The following is a 13845-nucleotide window of genomic DNA, read 5'->3' as shown; positions in this document are numbered from 1 at the left end:
ATCAGTCCTCGCGGCCGACGGGATACAGCAGATAATGGTCGTCATAGAAGGGCGTCCGCTCATAGAACCAGGCTAGGCGCGCCTGCGAGTTCGCCGCAAATTCAGGCTCTGCCGCCAGCTTGGCCTCGAACTCTGCCTTCAGCCCCGGATCGGCGGCCAGCATTTTTTCGGCCAGCGGTGCGATGGCGTAGGCCTCGATATATTCGACCCGGCTCATGACCTCGGGGAACATGCCCCAGGCGAAGAAGCTCTCGCTCGACTGCGGCTCCAGCAGCAGCACGACGATGTCGCCCAGCGGCTGATCGGTCGGCACGCGCACCGAGCCGGTCGGGAAAGTCCAGTCGCGGCGCTCGACCTCGACCGTCTTGACCGAGGCCTGGACGTGGCCCTCGTTGGCCCGCGTCGCCAGCTTGGGCTCGACCAGACGCAGCATCGACAGGTTCACCGTGCGCGGCGCGTCCACCGTCTCCATCTCGACGCCGTGAATCTTCAGCCGCTCGATGATGTCGGTGCGATAGCTCGGCACCCAATAGGCGGCCGGCCGCATCAGGCTCAGCGTCGGCTTGGATCCGTAGAAGGGCATCTGCCACAGCTCGGGATCGGGTCGACCCAGCCAGCGCACCTCGTCGCGGCCCGAGGCGGGGCTGTGATACATCTCGTAAAGCACGCCTTTGAACGGACGGATGGAGGAGGGGGTCTCCTCTGCCTCGAAATTCGCCGCGATTTGCGCCGGCCGCAGGGCCCGATCCTGGTCCGTCGCCGCCTTCAGCGCCGCGCCCTGATCGGCCAGCAGCCGCATCGCTTCTTCAATGAAGACATAGGTCCCCAGCACCCGCTGCTCATGCGGTTTCAGGCTGTGGTTCTCGATCAGGATCGTCGGCACATGGGCCGCCGAACCCCAGCCGTTCGAGAACCGCTCGCCCAGCCCGCCGTCCGACAGGCCCTTCTTGGGCTCGTCATCGTCGATGCCGAACACCAGCTCGCCGGGGATGTGACCCTCCCGCTCCAGCGCCGCATTCATCGCCGGCTTGAACACCGAATCCAGCCAGGCCGAACTGTTCGGCGACCGGCTGAACGTACCGTCTTCGCCGTTGAAGCCGTAGGTGACGTCATACTGGTAATCCAGGCCGTCGGTGACGTGGACGTCCACATACAGGTCCGGCCGGTACTTCAGGATCAGGCCCCGCACCGCCCGCATCTCGGGCTGATCTAGCTTCAGATAATCGCGGTTCAGGTTCTGGTTGGTCGCCGTATTCCGCCAGCCCTGGATGCGCGGCCCGCGCTGGTTCGGGCGGGAATAGGGGCCGGAACGCTCGTGCCCGTCCACGCTCAGGATCGGGATCAGGATCAGATTGACGCGGTCCAACAGGGCGTCCTTGCCGTAGAAGGCGATGTCGCGCAGCACCATCATCCCTGCGTCCTTGCCGTCGATCTCGCCGGGGTGGATGCCGGCCTGGATCATCAGCACCGGCTTGGCCGGATCGAAAGCGGCTCCGTCCTTGGACGCGATCACCGCATAGATGGGCCGCCCCTCGGGCGACATACCGAACTGTTCGATGCGGATCAGGTCGCTGGCGGCGTCCAGACGGTCGAACCAGGCGCGGGTGTCGGCGTAGTTCGGTGAAAAGTCATGCGCTGGATCGGCCTCGAACGCCGTGACCCACGGATCGCTCGCGCTGCGCAGCAAGGCCTTTGACGCCCCGTTCCAGGCGGGCGCCGGCGGCAGGAAGGCTTGGTCCCACGGCGCGGTGTTGGGAAGCGTCTGGGACATGGCGGGGCTCACGCTACAGGCTAGGGCGGCAAGAAGGGCCGAAATCAGGGAAGTGGATCGCATGGCCTTTCGTGAGCCGATTGCCTCGGCCTGACAAGGCGTCAACCGCCGCCGCCCAACGCGGGCGCCCACCCACCGGCCTTGACTAGCAGGGCGGCCGAGCTCGCGGCGCCCCATAGGCTGTAGAGCAGCACCACGATCAGGGCGCCGACGGCGACCTTGCGCCACGGTGCAAACGCCGCCGTCGCCGTCCCGGTCACGAAGATCGTCACCCCGACCCAAAGCCGCAGCGAGCCGGCCAACCGCGCGAACTCCGCATTCATCTGCGCCAGGATGATCACCACCACCGCCACGATCAGATTGGCCGCTAGAACACAGCCGAACACCAGCCGCCGATGGGCCCAGAAATGGTCGTCCAGGTCGATCCGCTCGTCGCCGCCCTCGGCCGAAACGCGCGGAAAGGTCACGCCGGCCGCCACATAGAAGGTCGCCGCAATGCTCAGCGAGACCAGCAGGACGAAGGTGTTGAACGGCGCGCCTCGGAAGATCACCCAGGCCTGGTTCCAGAAGGTGGCGATGTCGATAGCCACGAACAGGGCCAGCAGCGGCGTCAGCCAGCCGAACCGGATTCGCCGTTTCTCATGCAGGACTCGCGCAAATCCGCCGACCAGTTCAGCGACCGACAGGCCCAGCAGCAGGCCGTAAAAGCTGAAGAAGAATTCGAACGCGCTCACATGGCCCCCGGCTGAGTCGTGCTAACCTATTGCCAGCTCAGCGGCCTGTCGCTCCCAAATTCACCGCGCCATGCCGAGCGCGAATCTTAAGCTGCTCGCCGAAAATCCATGACCCAGTTCAGCTCCCAAGCCCGTCCGTCGTCGTACGAGAAATGTTGGGCCCAGCGCGGCGTCTCCGTGTTCACACGCGACCACTCGAAGCGTGCAAGGATCGGCCGCTCGCCGTCTATGTCGGGTCCTTCGAGGCGGCAGCCCTCGTCGTGAAACCGGCCAACGACCGGCGGCGCCAACCGGCCATCGCGGTCGCTTATCCAGTAGATCGACCACTCGTCGGTCGCCAGATTTAGCGTTCGCAGAGAAACGCCACGCCAACCGCGTTCGGGACAGTCGTGCTGTTCGATGTTGGCGATTCCACCCATGCGGGGCTCTGTGAACGCCGTCCCGTGCGCGATGTCCCAATCATCTGAGCCGACGCCCCGGCTTACCAGTCTGCGGTGTTCAACCTCCCAGTGGCCAAACAGGAAGTCGAAGTCATGGATGTGTGAACGTATCATGGCGGCAGCTCCAGCTATGCCGCATCCCTAAAGCGCCCAACTGCCAAATGCTGTCAGCATTCGCAGGCCGTCTACTTCCAGATCGGCGTCCCGTCGCCCGGCAGACCCAGCCGGCCCCACAGGTCGTTGACCCGCTCCACCACCGCCTCGTCCATGCGGATTTCCTCGCCCCATTCGCGCTTGGTCTCGGGCGGCCATTTGTCGGTGGCGTCCAGGCCGATCTTGGAGCCCAGGCCGCTCTCAGGGCTGGCGAAGTCCAGATAGTCGATGGGCGTCGACTCGATCACCGTGATGTCGCGCGCAGGATCCATCTTGGTCGAGATGGCCCACATGACGTCCTTCCAGTCGCGGGCGTCGATGTCGTGGTCCACCACGATGACCCATTTGGTGTACATGAACTGGCGCAGATAGCTCCACACGCCCAGCATCACCCGCTTGGCATGGCCCGGATAGGCCTTCTTCATCGACACCACCGCGATCCGGTAACTGCACCCCTCGGGCGGCAGCCAGAAGTCGACGATCTCCGGGAACTGCTGGCGCAACAGGGGAATGAACACCTCGTTGAGCGCCTCGCCCAGCACGCTGGGCTCGTCCGGCGGTCGGCCGGTGAAGGTTGTCAGATAGATCGGGTCCTTGCGCATGGTGATCGCGCTGACCTGGAAGACCGGGAACTTCTCGACCGAATTATAATAGCCGGTGTGGTCGCCATACGGCCCCTCGTCCTCGAACTCGTTCAGCAGGACATGGCCTTCCAGCACGATCTCGGCCTGGGCCGGCACCATCAGCGGCACGGTCTTGCACGGGACCAGCTCGGCCTTGGCCCCCCGCATCAGGCCGGCGAACTGATATTCCGACAGGGTGTCCGGCACGGGCGTCACCGCCGCCAGGATCGTGCCCGGATCGGCGCCCAGGACCACGGCGCAGGGCAGGGGCTCCTTGGGTCGGGCCTTCTTGTGCCGGGCATAGTGTTGCGCCCCGCCGCGATGGGCCAACCAGCGCATGATGGCCCTGTCCTTGCCCAGCACCTGCATCCGATAGATGCCCAGGTTGAAGTCGTCCTCGCGGTCCTCGCTCGGCCCCTTGGTCACGACCAGGCCCCAGGTGATCAGGGGGGCGGGTTCCCTGGGCCAGCACGACTGAACGGGCAGCGCGGTCAGGTCGATCTGGTCGCCTTTCAGCACCACCTCCTGCACCGGCGCCTTCTTCACCGTTTTGGGTCGCATCGACATTACGGTCTGCGCCAGGGGCAGCATCTCCATCGCGTCGCTCAGGCCGCGTGGCGGCGTCGGATTGCGCAGGAAGGCCAGCAACTCCCCGACCTCGCGCAGCTCGCCCGCCGTCGTCCGGTTCTTGCCCTCCAGCGTCACACCCATGGCGACCCGCTTCACCGTGCCGAACAGATTGGCCAGGCAGGGGATGGGGTTGATCGTCCCGTCCGGCATGACGGGCTTTTCGAACAGGACCGCCGGGCCGCCGTTGCGCAGCAGCCGGGTCTGGATCTCGGTCATCTCCAGCACCGTGGAGACAGGTTCGGAAACCCGCACCAGCTCGCCTTCGGCTTCCAGCTGGTCGATGAAGTCACGCAGGGATTTGTAGGCCATGCCTTCGCCTAAAGCGCCGGGGCCGAACTGTCACGCCTCGTTCGACTTAAGGCCCGATCCGTCCCGACCAGCGCCAGTCCGAACAGCAGGAAGACGGCCAGCAGGCCGGCGAAGGTCGCCAGCACCCGGCCCAAACCCAGGGTGTCAACATTGACGAACCCATAGGGCCACCAATGGGTCGCCAGCCCGTGAACCAGCGTCCACACGCCGAAGATCAGCGGGAAGCCTAGGGCCTTCGCCGGGTCGATCCACCGCAGCTCCCCCTTCGGCGTGAACCACAGCCAGTCCAGCAGGAAGGCGACCGGCATCACGTAGTGCAGCACCAGATTGACGCCCAGGGTCAGCCCCTCCGGCCGCCAGTAGGGGGCGATCATGAAATGATATACCACCCCGACGATCAGGATGTAGGTCGTCACTGCGGCGCGGAAGGCCGGCGACGCCGCCCAGCGGGCCAGCGGCCTTGTCGGTTTCAGCAAAGGCCCGGTCAGGGCCCCCGCGACCAGGATATTGCTCAGTATGGTGAAGAAGCTGAAGTACTGGATGGTCCGCGTCATAACCGCCCAACCGTCTGCCGGCGCCACCATCAGCAGATATTGCAGCGCCAGCGCCGCCCAGCCGATCACGGCGAAGGCGGCGCGCCAGAGGCGCGGTCGATCTCGTTCACGCAACATGCGCGTCTCTTTCGATCAGCGGGCGATCAAGCGGCGGCCTTGTCCCATTCGTAGGCGTCGTCCAGCCATTGCCCCAGGCGCTCGCCGCGATCCAGGGCGTCCATCCGTTGCATCTCCTCGCTCGACAGTTCGAAGTCGAAGATGTCGAAATTCTCGCGCGCGCGGCTTTCCTTGGTCGTGCGGGGAATGGCGATGATCCGGTTCTGGATCAGCCAGCGCAGGGTGACCTGGCCGTTGGTCTTTCCGTGGGCCTCGGCGATCTCGGAGATCGTCTTGTCGTCGGCGATCTTGCCCTGGGCCAGGGGCGACCAGGCGGTGATCGACGACCCCAGCTCGGTCGCCGTCGCCACCAGCGGGTCGATCCCCAGATAGGGGTGGTGCTCGACCTGGTTGGTCAGCAACCGCGCCTTCGACAGACTCTGCGCCTGCCTGAACTCCTTGGACGGGAAGTTCGACAGGCCGATCGACTTGGTCAGGCCCTGCTCCTTGGCTTCGTTCAGCGCGCCCAAGGTTTCTTCGAACGTCGGCGTCGGCTTGGGCCAGTGCAGCAGCAGCAGGTCCGGCGTCGTCCCCAGGCTCTCGGCCGATTCCTTGGCCTGTTTCAGCAGGGCGTCGTGGGTGAAATGCTCGACCCAGATCTTGGTGGTCAGGAAGATGTCCTCGCGGGCCACGCCCGAATCCCGGATGCCTTCGCCGACCGCCTTCTCGTTCTTGTAGATCCAGGCGGTGTCGATGTGGCGATATCCGATCCGCAGCGCCTCGGCGACCATTCGGCGGGCGTCCGTCGGCTCCAGCTGCCAGGTGCCGAAACCGAGCAGGGGGATCTCGACGCCATCGACGGTGATTGTGGGCTGATCGCCGTAAGCCATGGGGAAATCCTTTTTACTCGGGGAGCAGCACAGTTAGGCGCCGGGTCCGGTCTTCGAAACCCCCGCATCGAACCAATCCAGAATTTCCTGCCACAGCGGCTCAAGCCCTTTGCGGAAGGCGCCTTCGTGGCCGATCCGCCCCGCGCCATAGTCGCCGGCACGACGCACCACGATCTCGGACGGGGCGTTGGAATAGGCCTTCAGCAGCGCCGCCCCCGTCCCTGGCGTGGCGATGGGGTCGTCCGGAAAGATCCAGGACCGGATCGGCGCCCGCACCTGATCGAACGCCTGGGGCTCCAAGGCGCCGGACTTCAGCTCGTCCAGGAAATAGGCGGGCTTCAGGCACCACCGCTTCCAGGTCTCGAACACCCCGCGCGGCAGGTCGGTCCCCCGCCACAGCCTGCCGGCCCGGACATAGCCGTGGAGGCGCAGATGACGCGGCCCGAAGCCGAACCAGAAGAACAGCTCCATCGGATTATAGGTCCGGTGATGTCCGCCCCACCATCCGGTCCCGACCGAGACGAAGGCGTGCCGCCCGATCTCGGACTGGTTCGGCATGAAGCCGACGAAATGGCCTCCGACACTATGTCCCACATGGAAGACCGGCAGCCCGGGCGCCGCCTTCTTCAACGCCTTCAGCGCCGCCGGCATGTCCAGCCGACCCCAGTCGGGATAGTCCATCTCCATCGCCGCCAGATTCTCGGGTCGCGATCCGCCGATGCCGCGATAGTCATAGGTCAGAACCACGCAGCCGCGCTCGGCCATCCAGCGCGCGAACCGCGCATAGAAGCCGCGTGGAAACCCCGTGCCCGCCGAGACCAGCACCGCCATCTTCGGCGCATCGCCCCGGAACAGCGTCGCTTCCAGCGGCCAGCTGTCCACGGCCTTGATGACCCGATCCTCGACCGCCAGCCCCATGTCGCTTCCCTGTCCGTTCTTATTTTAAACGGACCCTGCATGGTTTCCCCAACGTCAGGTCAAGCGGCGTCGTAGGCCCTCACCATCCGCTTCGGCGCCACCTTGCGCCACCGCTTTTCCAGCGCCGCCTTCAGCCAGACGGGATCGACCGCCGCGATCCGCGCCAGCACGATCGGATAGTCGCGGTAGTGGTCGGTGAAGTGAAAGGCGGCCGGGTCCATCTCGATCAGCAAATCGCGCTCATCCAGATTATCCAGATGCACCACGATACTGTCGTCCAGCTTCGGACGCAGCCAGGTGAAGAACTTCCCCGCCACCTTGAACGGCGGCTCCCCATAGGACACGCCGTCCTCGACGCCGGGGAAGGACAGCAGCAGCGCGCGCACCTCGTCATGGGTCATGTCAGCACGCCAATCTCAATAAGCCAGCGCGATGCCGTCCTTGCGCATCTCGGTCGCCGCGCCATAGGTCCAGCGCCCGCCGGGGTTCATCTGTTTCATGACGTTCTGATAGCCGCCGAACCCGCCGTCCGGTTCGCCCAGGGTCCAACCCATGGCCCGCAGCTGCGCCTTGGTCGCCTCGGGCACGCCGCTCTCCAGGTGCAGCACTCCGGTCCCTTCCTGCGGCTGGCCGGTCGGCTCGGACGAGCCATAGTGCTGCCAGCGTGGCGCATCCCCCGCCGCCTGGGGCTCCAGCCCATAGTCGACCATGTTGATGATGATCTGGGCCTGGCCCTGGGGCTGCATGGCGCCGCCCATGACGCCGAACGCCATCCAGGGCTCGCCGTCCTTGACCGCGAAGCCGGGGATGATGGTCTGGAACGGTCGTTTGCCCGGCGCATAGACATTGGGATGGCCGTCGCTCAGGGCGAACAGCTCGCCCCGGTCCTGGAACATGAAGCCCAGCGGCTCCGAACCATTGTCCGGCGCCAGGCCCGAGCCCATGCCGCGATAGTTGGACTGGATCCAGCTGACCATCATTCCGTCGCTGTCGGCGACGCTGAAATAGGTGGTGTCGCCATGGTGCGGGGCGTCGCCGGGCATGACGCGGTCCATGACCCGGTCCGGCCGGATCAGCCTGGCCCGTTCGGCGGCGTATGCCTTGGAGTTCAGCCATTCGACCGGGGTCTTGGAGAAACGGTCGTCGGCGAACCAGCGCGCCCGGTCCTCGAACGCCAGCCGCTTGGCCTCGGCCTGGACGTGCAGCGAGGCGGCGGACTGGAAGCCCATGGATTTCAGGTCGAACTGTTCGCAGATGTTCAGGATCTGATTGGTCGACAGGCCTTGGGTGTTGGGGCCCAGACCGAAGACGTCCACCCCGCGATAGTTGGTCCGGATCGGCTCGACCCATTCGGTGTGGTGGGCGGCCATGTCGGCGCGGGTCATCCAGCCGCCGATCCGCTTGAAATAGGCCTCGATCTGATCGGCGATGGGGCCATTGTAGAAGGCGTCGCGGCCGCCCTCGGCGATCATCCGCAGGGTCTTGCCCAGATACGGGTTGGCGAAGACCTCGCCCACCTTGGGCGTCGCCCCGCCGGCGGCCCAGATGCGCTTGCGGTTGTCGTTCTCCTCGATCGGGATCACCCCCCGGTCGAAGGCGGCCATGTTGCGTTCCAGATAATAGGCGATGACCTGGGGCATGGGGACGCCCTGTTCGCACAGCTCGGCGACCGGCAGCAGGACATCCTTCCACGGCAGCTTCCCATAGCGTTGATGCGCGCTCCACCAGGCGTCCACCGTGCCCGGCACGTTCACCGTCACGGCGCCATAGCGGGGCAGATAGCCGTCGATGGCCTTGGACCGCGCCGTCTCCAGGCTCAGGCCGCGCGGACTGGCGCCCGAACCGTTCAGCCCGACCACCTTCTTCTGTTTCGGGTCCCAGAGCATGCAATAGGCGTCGCCGCCGATGCCGTTGGCCACCGGCTCCAGAAAGCCCAGGGCCGCATTGATGGCGATGGCCGCGTCGATGGCCGATCCGCCCCGCCTCAGGGTGTCGATCCCGATCAGGCTGGCCGCTGGATGCGCCGTCGCCGCCGCCCCGTTTGCACCCCAGACGGTCGAGCGGCCCATGAACTTCGGTCCCGTAACCCGGTCGCCGATGCCGATGCCGGCATAGGGATCGGCGGGGCGAGCCGGCGAGGGCGGCGCGGACGCCGGCGCCGGCTGCTGCGCCTGGGCTGCGGTCGTGGCCAGCACGCCGACGGGCAGGGCGGACAGGAAGGTGCGGCGACGCATGGGCGGACTCCTCGAATAGCCGATCCGCCATCAAGGGGGTGAGCGCGCGTGGGGGGCAAGCCTTGCCGCAAAGAAAAAGGCCGCGTCCCTGTCGGAACGCGGCCCAAATCTTGGAAAGGACCTCGGTCCTATTCGATGTCTTCGTTCAGCAGACCGACCTTGAAGAAGCCGTTCTCCTGCATCTTGTTCATGACTTCCATGAACTGGGAGTATTTCACTTCCGGCTGGGCGCGGACGAAGACGCGCTCTTCCTGGCAGGAACCACCGCCCAGGGCGGTGCAGACGTCAGCAGCCAGATTATCGATCGAGGTCTGCTTCTCGGCGATGAACAGCTGACCGGTGTCCTGGATGGTGATGTACACCGGTTCCTTTTCTTCGGTCGGGTTCACCGGCGGCTGCGCCGGCGGCAGGTCGAGTCGGATCGACACCGTCGCCATCGGCGCGGCGACCATGAAGATGATCATCAGCACCAGCAGAATGTCGATGAACGGCGTGATGTTGATATCCGCCGTTTGTTCGATCGTGTGCTTGTCCCCGCCGGAACCACCGAGCTTGGCAGCCATGCATCGTCTCCGTTACTCGCCGCCGCGCTTCGCGCCGGCACATCCCATGGGTCCCCGAAGGGCTTGATCGGTTCTTGGCGTCCCGATGCGCGCTTGTAAAGCGGTTCTAAACGATCCGGCGTTCCTGAACGTCAATTACCCGCGACAGGCGAGGGCTTTACGCCTTCGCCAGCTTCAGGAACCGGTCCATCAGGGCAGGATCGTCCTTGAAGGCGCCGGTGAAACGGGTGGTGACGGTCGAAACATGCCGGTGGTGCACCCCGCGCGTGGTCATGCACTGGTGGGCGGCGTCGATCATCACCGCGACTCCCTTGGGCTGCAGGTGCGATTCGATGGCCTCGATAATGTCGTTGGTCAGGGTTTCCTGATTCTGCAGACGCCGGGCGAAGATCTCGACCACCCGCGCCAGCTTGGAGATGCCGACCACCTTCTCGCCGGGCAGATAGGCGACATAGGCCTTGCCCAGGAAGGGAGCCAGATGGTGCTCGCAATGGCTCTCCACCTCGATCTCACGCAGGATGACCATGTCGTCATAGCCGGTCACGTCCTCGAAGGTGCGGCTCAACTCCTTGGCCGCGTCGGCGTCATAGCCGTCGAACCATTCCCCGTAAGCGTCCACCACCCGCTTGGGTGTGTCGATCAGGCCCGCCCGATCGGGATTGTCCCCGGCCCAGGCGATCAGGGTGCGTACGGCCTCCAGCGCCTGTTCGCGGCTGGGACGCTGCACGGTTTCGTCGCTGACGAGGACGGGCTTGGCAGGGATGACGCTCATGAACTCGATTTTCCGGCCGAGGCGGTCGGGGCCGCCCGGTATAGCTTCTACAATCCGTCGGGACTGTATATCAGGCCGCTATATGGGACGGACCCTCCGTCCCGCAAGAAAACCTGCTGAAGACTTATCTATGCCGCTGCACATCCACGACACCCTGCGCCGTGAAAAGCGCCTATTCGAACCGCGCGATCCGAACCGGGTGACCCTCTATGTCTGCGGCCCGACGGTCTATGACTACGCCCACATCGGCAATGCGCGCCCGCCGGTGGTGTTCGACGTCCTGGTGCGGCTGCTGCGCCGGACATACGGCGCCGACAAGGTGATCTACGCCCGCAACGTCACCGACGTGGACGACAAGATCAATCAGAAGGCCGCCCGCGAAGGCGTGCCCATCGGCGAGGTCACGGCCCGCTACGAGGCCGCCTATCTCGCCGACATGGGCCTGCTGAACGTCTCGCCGCCCGACCTCGCCCCCCACGTCACCGACTATATCCCGGCCATCGTCAATCAGGTCCAGGCCATCGTCGACGCCGGCTGCGCTTATGCGGCGGAAGGCCACGTCCTGTTCGACGTCTCCTCCTATCCGTCCTACGGCGCCCTCTCGGGCCGGAACCTGGACGACATGATCGCCGGCTCCCGCGTCGAGGTCGCGCCCTACAAGAAGAACCCCCACGACTTCGTCCTGTGGAAGCCGTCCAAGCCGGACGAGCCCTCCTGGCCGTCGCCCTGGGGCGAGGGGCGTCCCGGCTGGCACATCGAATGCTCGGCCATGATCGAACAGACCCTGGGCCTGCCCATCGACATCCACGGCGGCGGCATCGATCTGGTCTTCCCCCACCATGAGAACGAGATCGCCCAGGGCGTCTGCGCCCACGGCCATGCCTATGGCGACAGGGCCCACGACGAATACGCCCGCTACTGGATGCACAACGGTTTCCTGACCGTGGACGCCGAGAAGATGTCCAAGTCCATCGGCAACGTCCTGCTGCTGCACGACCTGGTCCAGGCCATGCCGGGCGAGGTCGTCCGCTGGGCGCTGCTGTCGGCCCACTACCGCCAGCCCTTGGATTGGAACCAGGGCCTGCTGGATCAGAGCCGCAAGAACCTCGACCGGCTGTACGGCGTCTTGCGTGACGCCGACGCGGCGCTGGCCGACTTCGATCAGGCCACGCTGGACGAAGCCGAGATGGAGCTGGCCGAGAACGCCCTGGATCCGGTTCTCGACGCGCTTGAGGACGATCTCAACACGCCGGGCGCCATCGCCCAGTTGTTCGGTCTTGGAAACACCTTGCGCGATCTGCTCAACGACGGTGAGACCGACATCAACGACGTCGCCATGGCTCGCTGGAGTCTGGTCGAAGCGGCAGGCCTGCTCGGCGTGCTGTCTCTGACGCCCGATGCCTGGTTCGAGGGCGGCGATCCCGCTCTGAAGGCCGAGGTCGAGGCCTTGCTTGAGCAACGCGCCGCCGCGCGTGCCGAAAAGTACTGGCCCGAGGCCGACCGCATCCGCGACCGCCTGAACGCCCTGAACGTCGTCGTCATGGACGGTCCCGACGGCGCGACCTGGCGCATGAAGGGATAGACTTCAGGCTGCGGCGGCCTTGGCACTGGTGCCGTAGAAGACGATGCCGGCGAACAGGAACATGCCCAGCAGCACCAGAGTCGGCCCGGCGATGATGCCGATAACGGCGAACGGCATCAGCGAAGTCACGCCCAGCAACTGCACCGCCAGGGCCGCCATCATGATCGGCAGGCCGATCACCGCCAGCCAGAAATGGATCAGCGGCAGGGCGCCCGATTGGGCTTCGGGAAACACCCGGTAGAACAGGCCATACAGAAACATCGACACCCACCCCAACAGGTTGATGTGGGCGTGGACGGGCGAAATGGTGAAATCATGGGTCACCCCCATGAAATAACCGAGCGACACGCCCAGGGCGGCGAACAGCACGGCGAGCCGCAGGAAGGCGGTGGACAGGTTCATGGCGTGTTTTCCCCGAAAGACCTCGCAACCCATTATTCGAAGAACAATGATCGTCCAAGTTACATTGGGGTAAGCTTCAAGGCGCGAATAAGCGCCTTCTCGAACCCCTTGGCGTCTGGGCCGGGCAGGGCGGTCTTCAACTCACCGCTTTCGTACAGCTCCATCACTTTCGGATGGACATAGGAGGCCCGGCACACCGTCGGCGTATTGCCCAGCAGGCTGGCGACCGCCTTCACGCAGACGGCGATCTTGCGTTTCGCGTCGGTGGGCGAGGTCGGTGGCTCCATCTCGCGCAAGGCCCGCGCGGCCGAGACCGTGCCCGCCCAGGTGCGGAAATCCTTGGCCGAGAACTGCTTGCCCATGGCCGCGCGGATATAGGCGTTCACATCGTCCGAGGTGACGGGGCACAACTCCCCGTCGGCGGTGCGATATTTGAACAGATGCTGGCCCGGCAGCTCCTCCAGCGCCCGCACCACCCGCGCCAGCCGCCGGTCGCGGACGCTGACCCGGTGGTCCTTGCCGCTCTTGCCCCTGAATTCGAACGTCAGGGCCGCGCCGTCCACCTCCAGATGCCGCTTGTTCAGGGTGGTCAGCCCATAGCTGCGGTTCTCCCGCGCATAGGCGGCGTTGCCGACCCGGATCAAGGTGATCTCCAGCAGGCGCACGGCGGTGGCCAGCACCTTGTCCTTCACCGGCCCCCTCAGGCCCAGATCATGCTCCACCTGGGCGCGCAGCTTGGGCAGGCCGCGCGAAAAGGCCGGCAGCTTGTCGAACTTATTCTCGGATCGGGCTGCGCTCCAGCCGTCATGATAGCGGTACTGTTTGCGCCCCTTCACGTCGCGGCCTGTCGCCTGGATATGGCCGTTGGCCTTGGGGCAGATCCAGACGTCGGTCCAGGCCGGCGGAATGGCCAGGGCGCGGATACGGTCCAGAACCTTGGCGTCCTTGACCGGCTGGTCCTTGGCGTCGCGATAGGACCAGCCCTTGCCGGCGCGCCGCCGCCGGATGCCGGGGGCCTCGTCGCTGCACCAGCTCAGCCCCTGCGGAATCTCGGCCGCAATATCCACGCCGTGCGATCCGTCCGCCATCCCGGCGTTTCCTTTTCATTGATCTTTCAGCGGCTTGCCTTAGACCGGCGACCAACGCGGCGTCGCGCCCGCGAGTTCCCCTTGAC

General features: G+C 65.5%; 14 protein-coding genes. 1 reads left to right on the top strand and 13 read right to left on the bottom strand.

The features are described 5' to 3' along the window. Position 1 precedes the first annotated feature (1 nt). The 11 genes from ACW17X_RS06160 to folE form a co-directional block, all read right to left on the bottom strand. Entirely contained in the window at positions 2 to 1834 is a 1833-nt protein-coding gene (locus ACW17X_RS06160) for a M14 family metallopeptidase (protein ID WP_492100108.1), read from the bottom strand. A gap of 38 nt (positions 1835 to 1872) precedes the next feature. Then, complete coding sequence (locus tag ACW17X_RS06155; RefSeq protein ID WP_492100107.1) at positions 1873 to 2505, bottom strand: hypothetical protein; 633 nt, start codon at positions 2503 to 2505, stop codon at positions 1873 to 1875. 86 nt (positions 2506 to 2591) lie between these two features. Then, the gene (locus ACW17X_RS06150) at positions 2592 to 3059 is read right to left on the bottom strand and encodes a DUF1579 domain-containing protein (protein ID WP_492100106.1); all 468 of its coding nucleotides are present in this window, start codon (positions 3057 to 3059) and stop codon (positions 2592 to 2594) included. A 71-nt stretch (positions 3060 to 3130) separates the two neighbouring features. Continuing rightward, positions 3131 to 4660, bottom strand: coding sequence for a UbiD family decarboxylase (locus ACW17X_RS06145; RefSeq protein ID WP_492100105.1), 1530 nt, complete (start codon positions 4658 to 4660; stop codon positions 3131 to 3133). Between the two features lie 8 nt (positions 4661 to 4668). Beyond that, positions 4669 to 5331 carry a Pr6Pr family membrane protein gene (locus tag ACW17X_RS06140; RefSeq protein ID WP_492100104.1) on the bottom strand — a complete coding sequence of 221 codons (663 nt, stop codon included), beginning with the start codon at positions 5329 to 5331 and terminating at the stop codon, positions 4669 to 4671. Positions 5332 to 5357: 26 nt separating this feature from the next. Then, positions 5358 to 6200, bottom strand: a complete 843-nt coding sequence (locus ACW17X_RS06135; protein ID WP_492100103.1) for an aldo/keto reductase — start codon at positions 6198 to 6200, stop codon at positions 5358 to 5360. A gap of 33 nt (positions 6201 to 6233) precedes the next feature. Beyond that, complete coding sequence (locus ACW17X_RS06130; protein ID WP_492100102.1) at positions 6234 to 7118, bottom strand: alpha/beta hydrolase family protein; 885 nt, start codon at positions 7116 to 7118, stop codon at positions 6234 to 6236. 59 nt (positions 7119 to 7177) lie between these two features. Then, positions 7178 to 7519, bottom strand: a complete 342-nt coding sequence (locus tag ACW17X_RS06125; protein ID WP_492100101.1) for an MmcQ/YjbR family DNA-binding protein — start codon at positions 7517 to 7519, stop codon at positions 7178 to 7180. A 15-nt stretch (positions 7520 to 7534) separates the two neighbouring features. After that, complete coding sequence (locus ACW17X_RS06120) at positions 7535 to 9352, bottom strand: gamma-glutamyltransferase family protein (protein ID WP_492100100.1); 1818 nt, start codon at positions 9350 to 9352, stop codon at positions 7535 to 7537. Between the two features lie 128 nt (positions 9353 to 9480). Continuing rightward, positions 9481 to 9915: a biopolymer transporter ExbD gene (locus ACW17X_RS06115; RefSeq protein ID WP_271164793.1), complete on the bottom strand. Its 435-nt coding sequence runs from the start codon at positions 9913 to 9915 to the stop codon at positions 9481 to 9483. 157 nt (positions 9916 to 10072) lie between these two features. After that, on the bottom strand, positions 10073 to 10687 hold the full coding sequence (gene folE, locus ACW17X_RS06110) for a GTP cyclohydrolase I FolE (RefSeq protein WP_492100099.1): 615 nt from the start codon (positions 10685 to 10687) through the stop codon (positions 10073 to 10075). A gap of 130 nt (positions 10688 to 10817) precedes the next feature. Here folE and cysS point away from each other — a divergent pair, with 130 nt between their 5' ends. Beyond that, positions 10818 to 12269, top strand: coding sequence for a cysteine--tRNA ligase (gene cysS, locus ACW17X_RS06105; RefSeq protein ID WP_492100098.1), 1452 nt, complete (start codon positions 10818 to 10820; stop codon positions 12267 to 12269). A 3-nt stretch (positions 12270 to 12272) separates the two neighbouring features. Here cysS and ACW17X_RS06100 read toward each other — a convergent pair whose 3' ends face one another. Then, complete coding sequence (locus ACW17X_RS06100) at positions 12273 to 12671, bottom strand: hypothetical protein (protein WP_492100097.1); 399 nt, start codon at positions 12669 to 12671, stop codon at positions 12273 to 12275. A gap of 59 nt (positions 12672 to 12730) precedes the next feature. Then, positions 12731 to 13759, bottom strand: coding sequence for a DNA topoisomerase IB (locus ACW17X_RS06095; RefSeq protein ID WP_492100096.1), 1029 nt, complete (start codon positions 13757 to 13759; stop codon positions 12731 to 12733). Between the last annotated feature and the right edge of the window lie 86 nt (positions 13760 to 13845).

Source organism: Brevundimonas sp. FV1ye4L, from assembly GCF_058681255.1.
Note: the sequence above shows the minus strand (reverse complement) of the source record. Positions and strands in the feature narration are given on the sequence as shown.

What these genes read in the sequence shown, in the direction of transcription:
- ACW17X_RS06160 (WP_492100108.1), bottom strand. Translation starts at nt 1,834, where the DNA reads ATGCGATCCACTTCCCTGATTTCGGCCCTTCTTGCCGCCCTAGCCTGT.
- ACW17X_RS06150 (WP_492100106.1), bottom strand. Translation starts at nt 3,059, where the DNA reads ATGATACGTTCACACATCCATGACTTCGACTTCCTGTTTGGCCACTGG.
- ACW17X_RS06145 (WP_492100105.1), bottom strand. Translation starts at nt 4,660, where the DNA reads ATGGCCTACAAATCCCTGCGTGACTTCATCGACCAGCTGGAAGCCGAA.
- ACW17X_RS06140 (WP_492100104.1), bottom strand. Translation starts at nt 5,331, where the DNA reads ATGTTGCGTGAACGAGATCGACCGCGCCTCTGGCGCGCCGCCTTCGCC.
- ACW17X_RS06135 (WP_492100103.1), bottom strand. Translation starts at nt 6,200, where the DNA reads ATGGCTTACGGCGATCAGCCCACAATCACCGTCGATGGCGTCGAGATC.
- ACW17X_RS06130 (WP_492100102.1), bottom strand. Translation starts at nt 7,118, where the DNA reads ATGGGGCTGGCGGTCGAGGATCGGGTCATCAAGGCCGTGGACAGCTGG.
- ACW17X_RS06125 (WP_492100101.1), bottom strand. Translation starts at nt 7,519, where the DNA reads ATGACCCATGACGAGGTGCGCGCGCTGCTGCTGTCCTTCCCCGGCGTC.
- ACW17X_RS06120 (WP_492100100.1), bottom strand. Translation starts at nt 9,352, where the DNA reads ATGCGTCGCCGCACCTTCCTGTCCGCCCTGCCCGTCGGCGTGCTGGCC.
- ACW17X_RS06115 (WP_271164793.1), bottom strand. Translation starts at nt 9,915, where the DNA reads ATGGCTGCCAAGCTCGGTGGTTCCGGCGGGGACAAGCACACGATCGAA.
- folE (WP_492100099.1), bottom strand. Translation starts at nt 10,687, where the DNA reads ATGAGCGTCATCCCTGCCAAGCCCGTCCTCGTCAGCGACGAAACCGTG.
- cysS (WP_492100098.1), top strand. Translation starts at nt 10,818, where the DNA reads ATGCCGCTGCACATCCACGACACCCTGCGCCGTGAAAAGCGCCTATTC.
- ACW17X_RS06100 (WP_492100097.1), bottom strand. Translation starts at nt 12,671, where the DNA reads ATGAACCTGTCCACCGCCTTCCTGCGGCTCGCCGTGCTGTTCGCCGCC.
- ACW17X_RS06095 (WP_492100096.1), bottom strand. Translation starts at nt 13,759, where the DNA reads ATGGCGGACGGATCGCACGGCGTGGATATTGCGGCCGAGATTCCGCAG.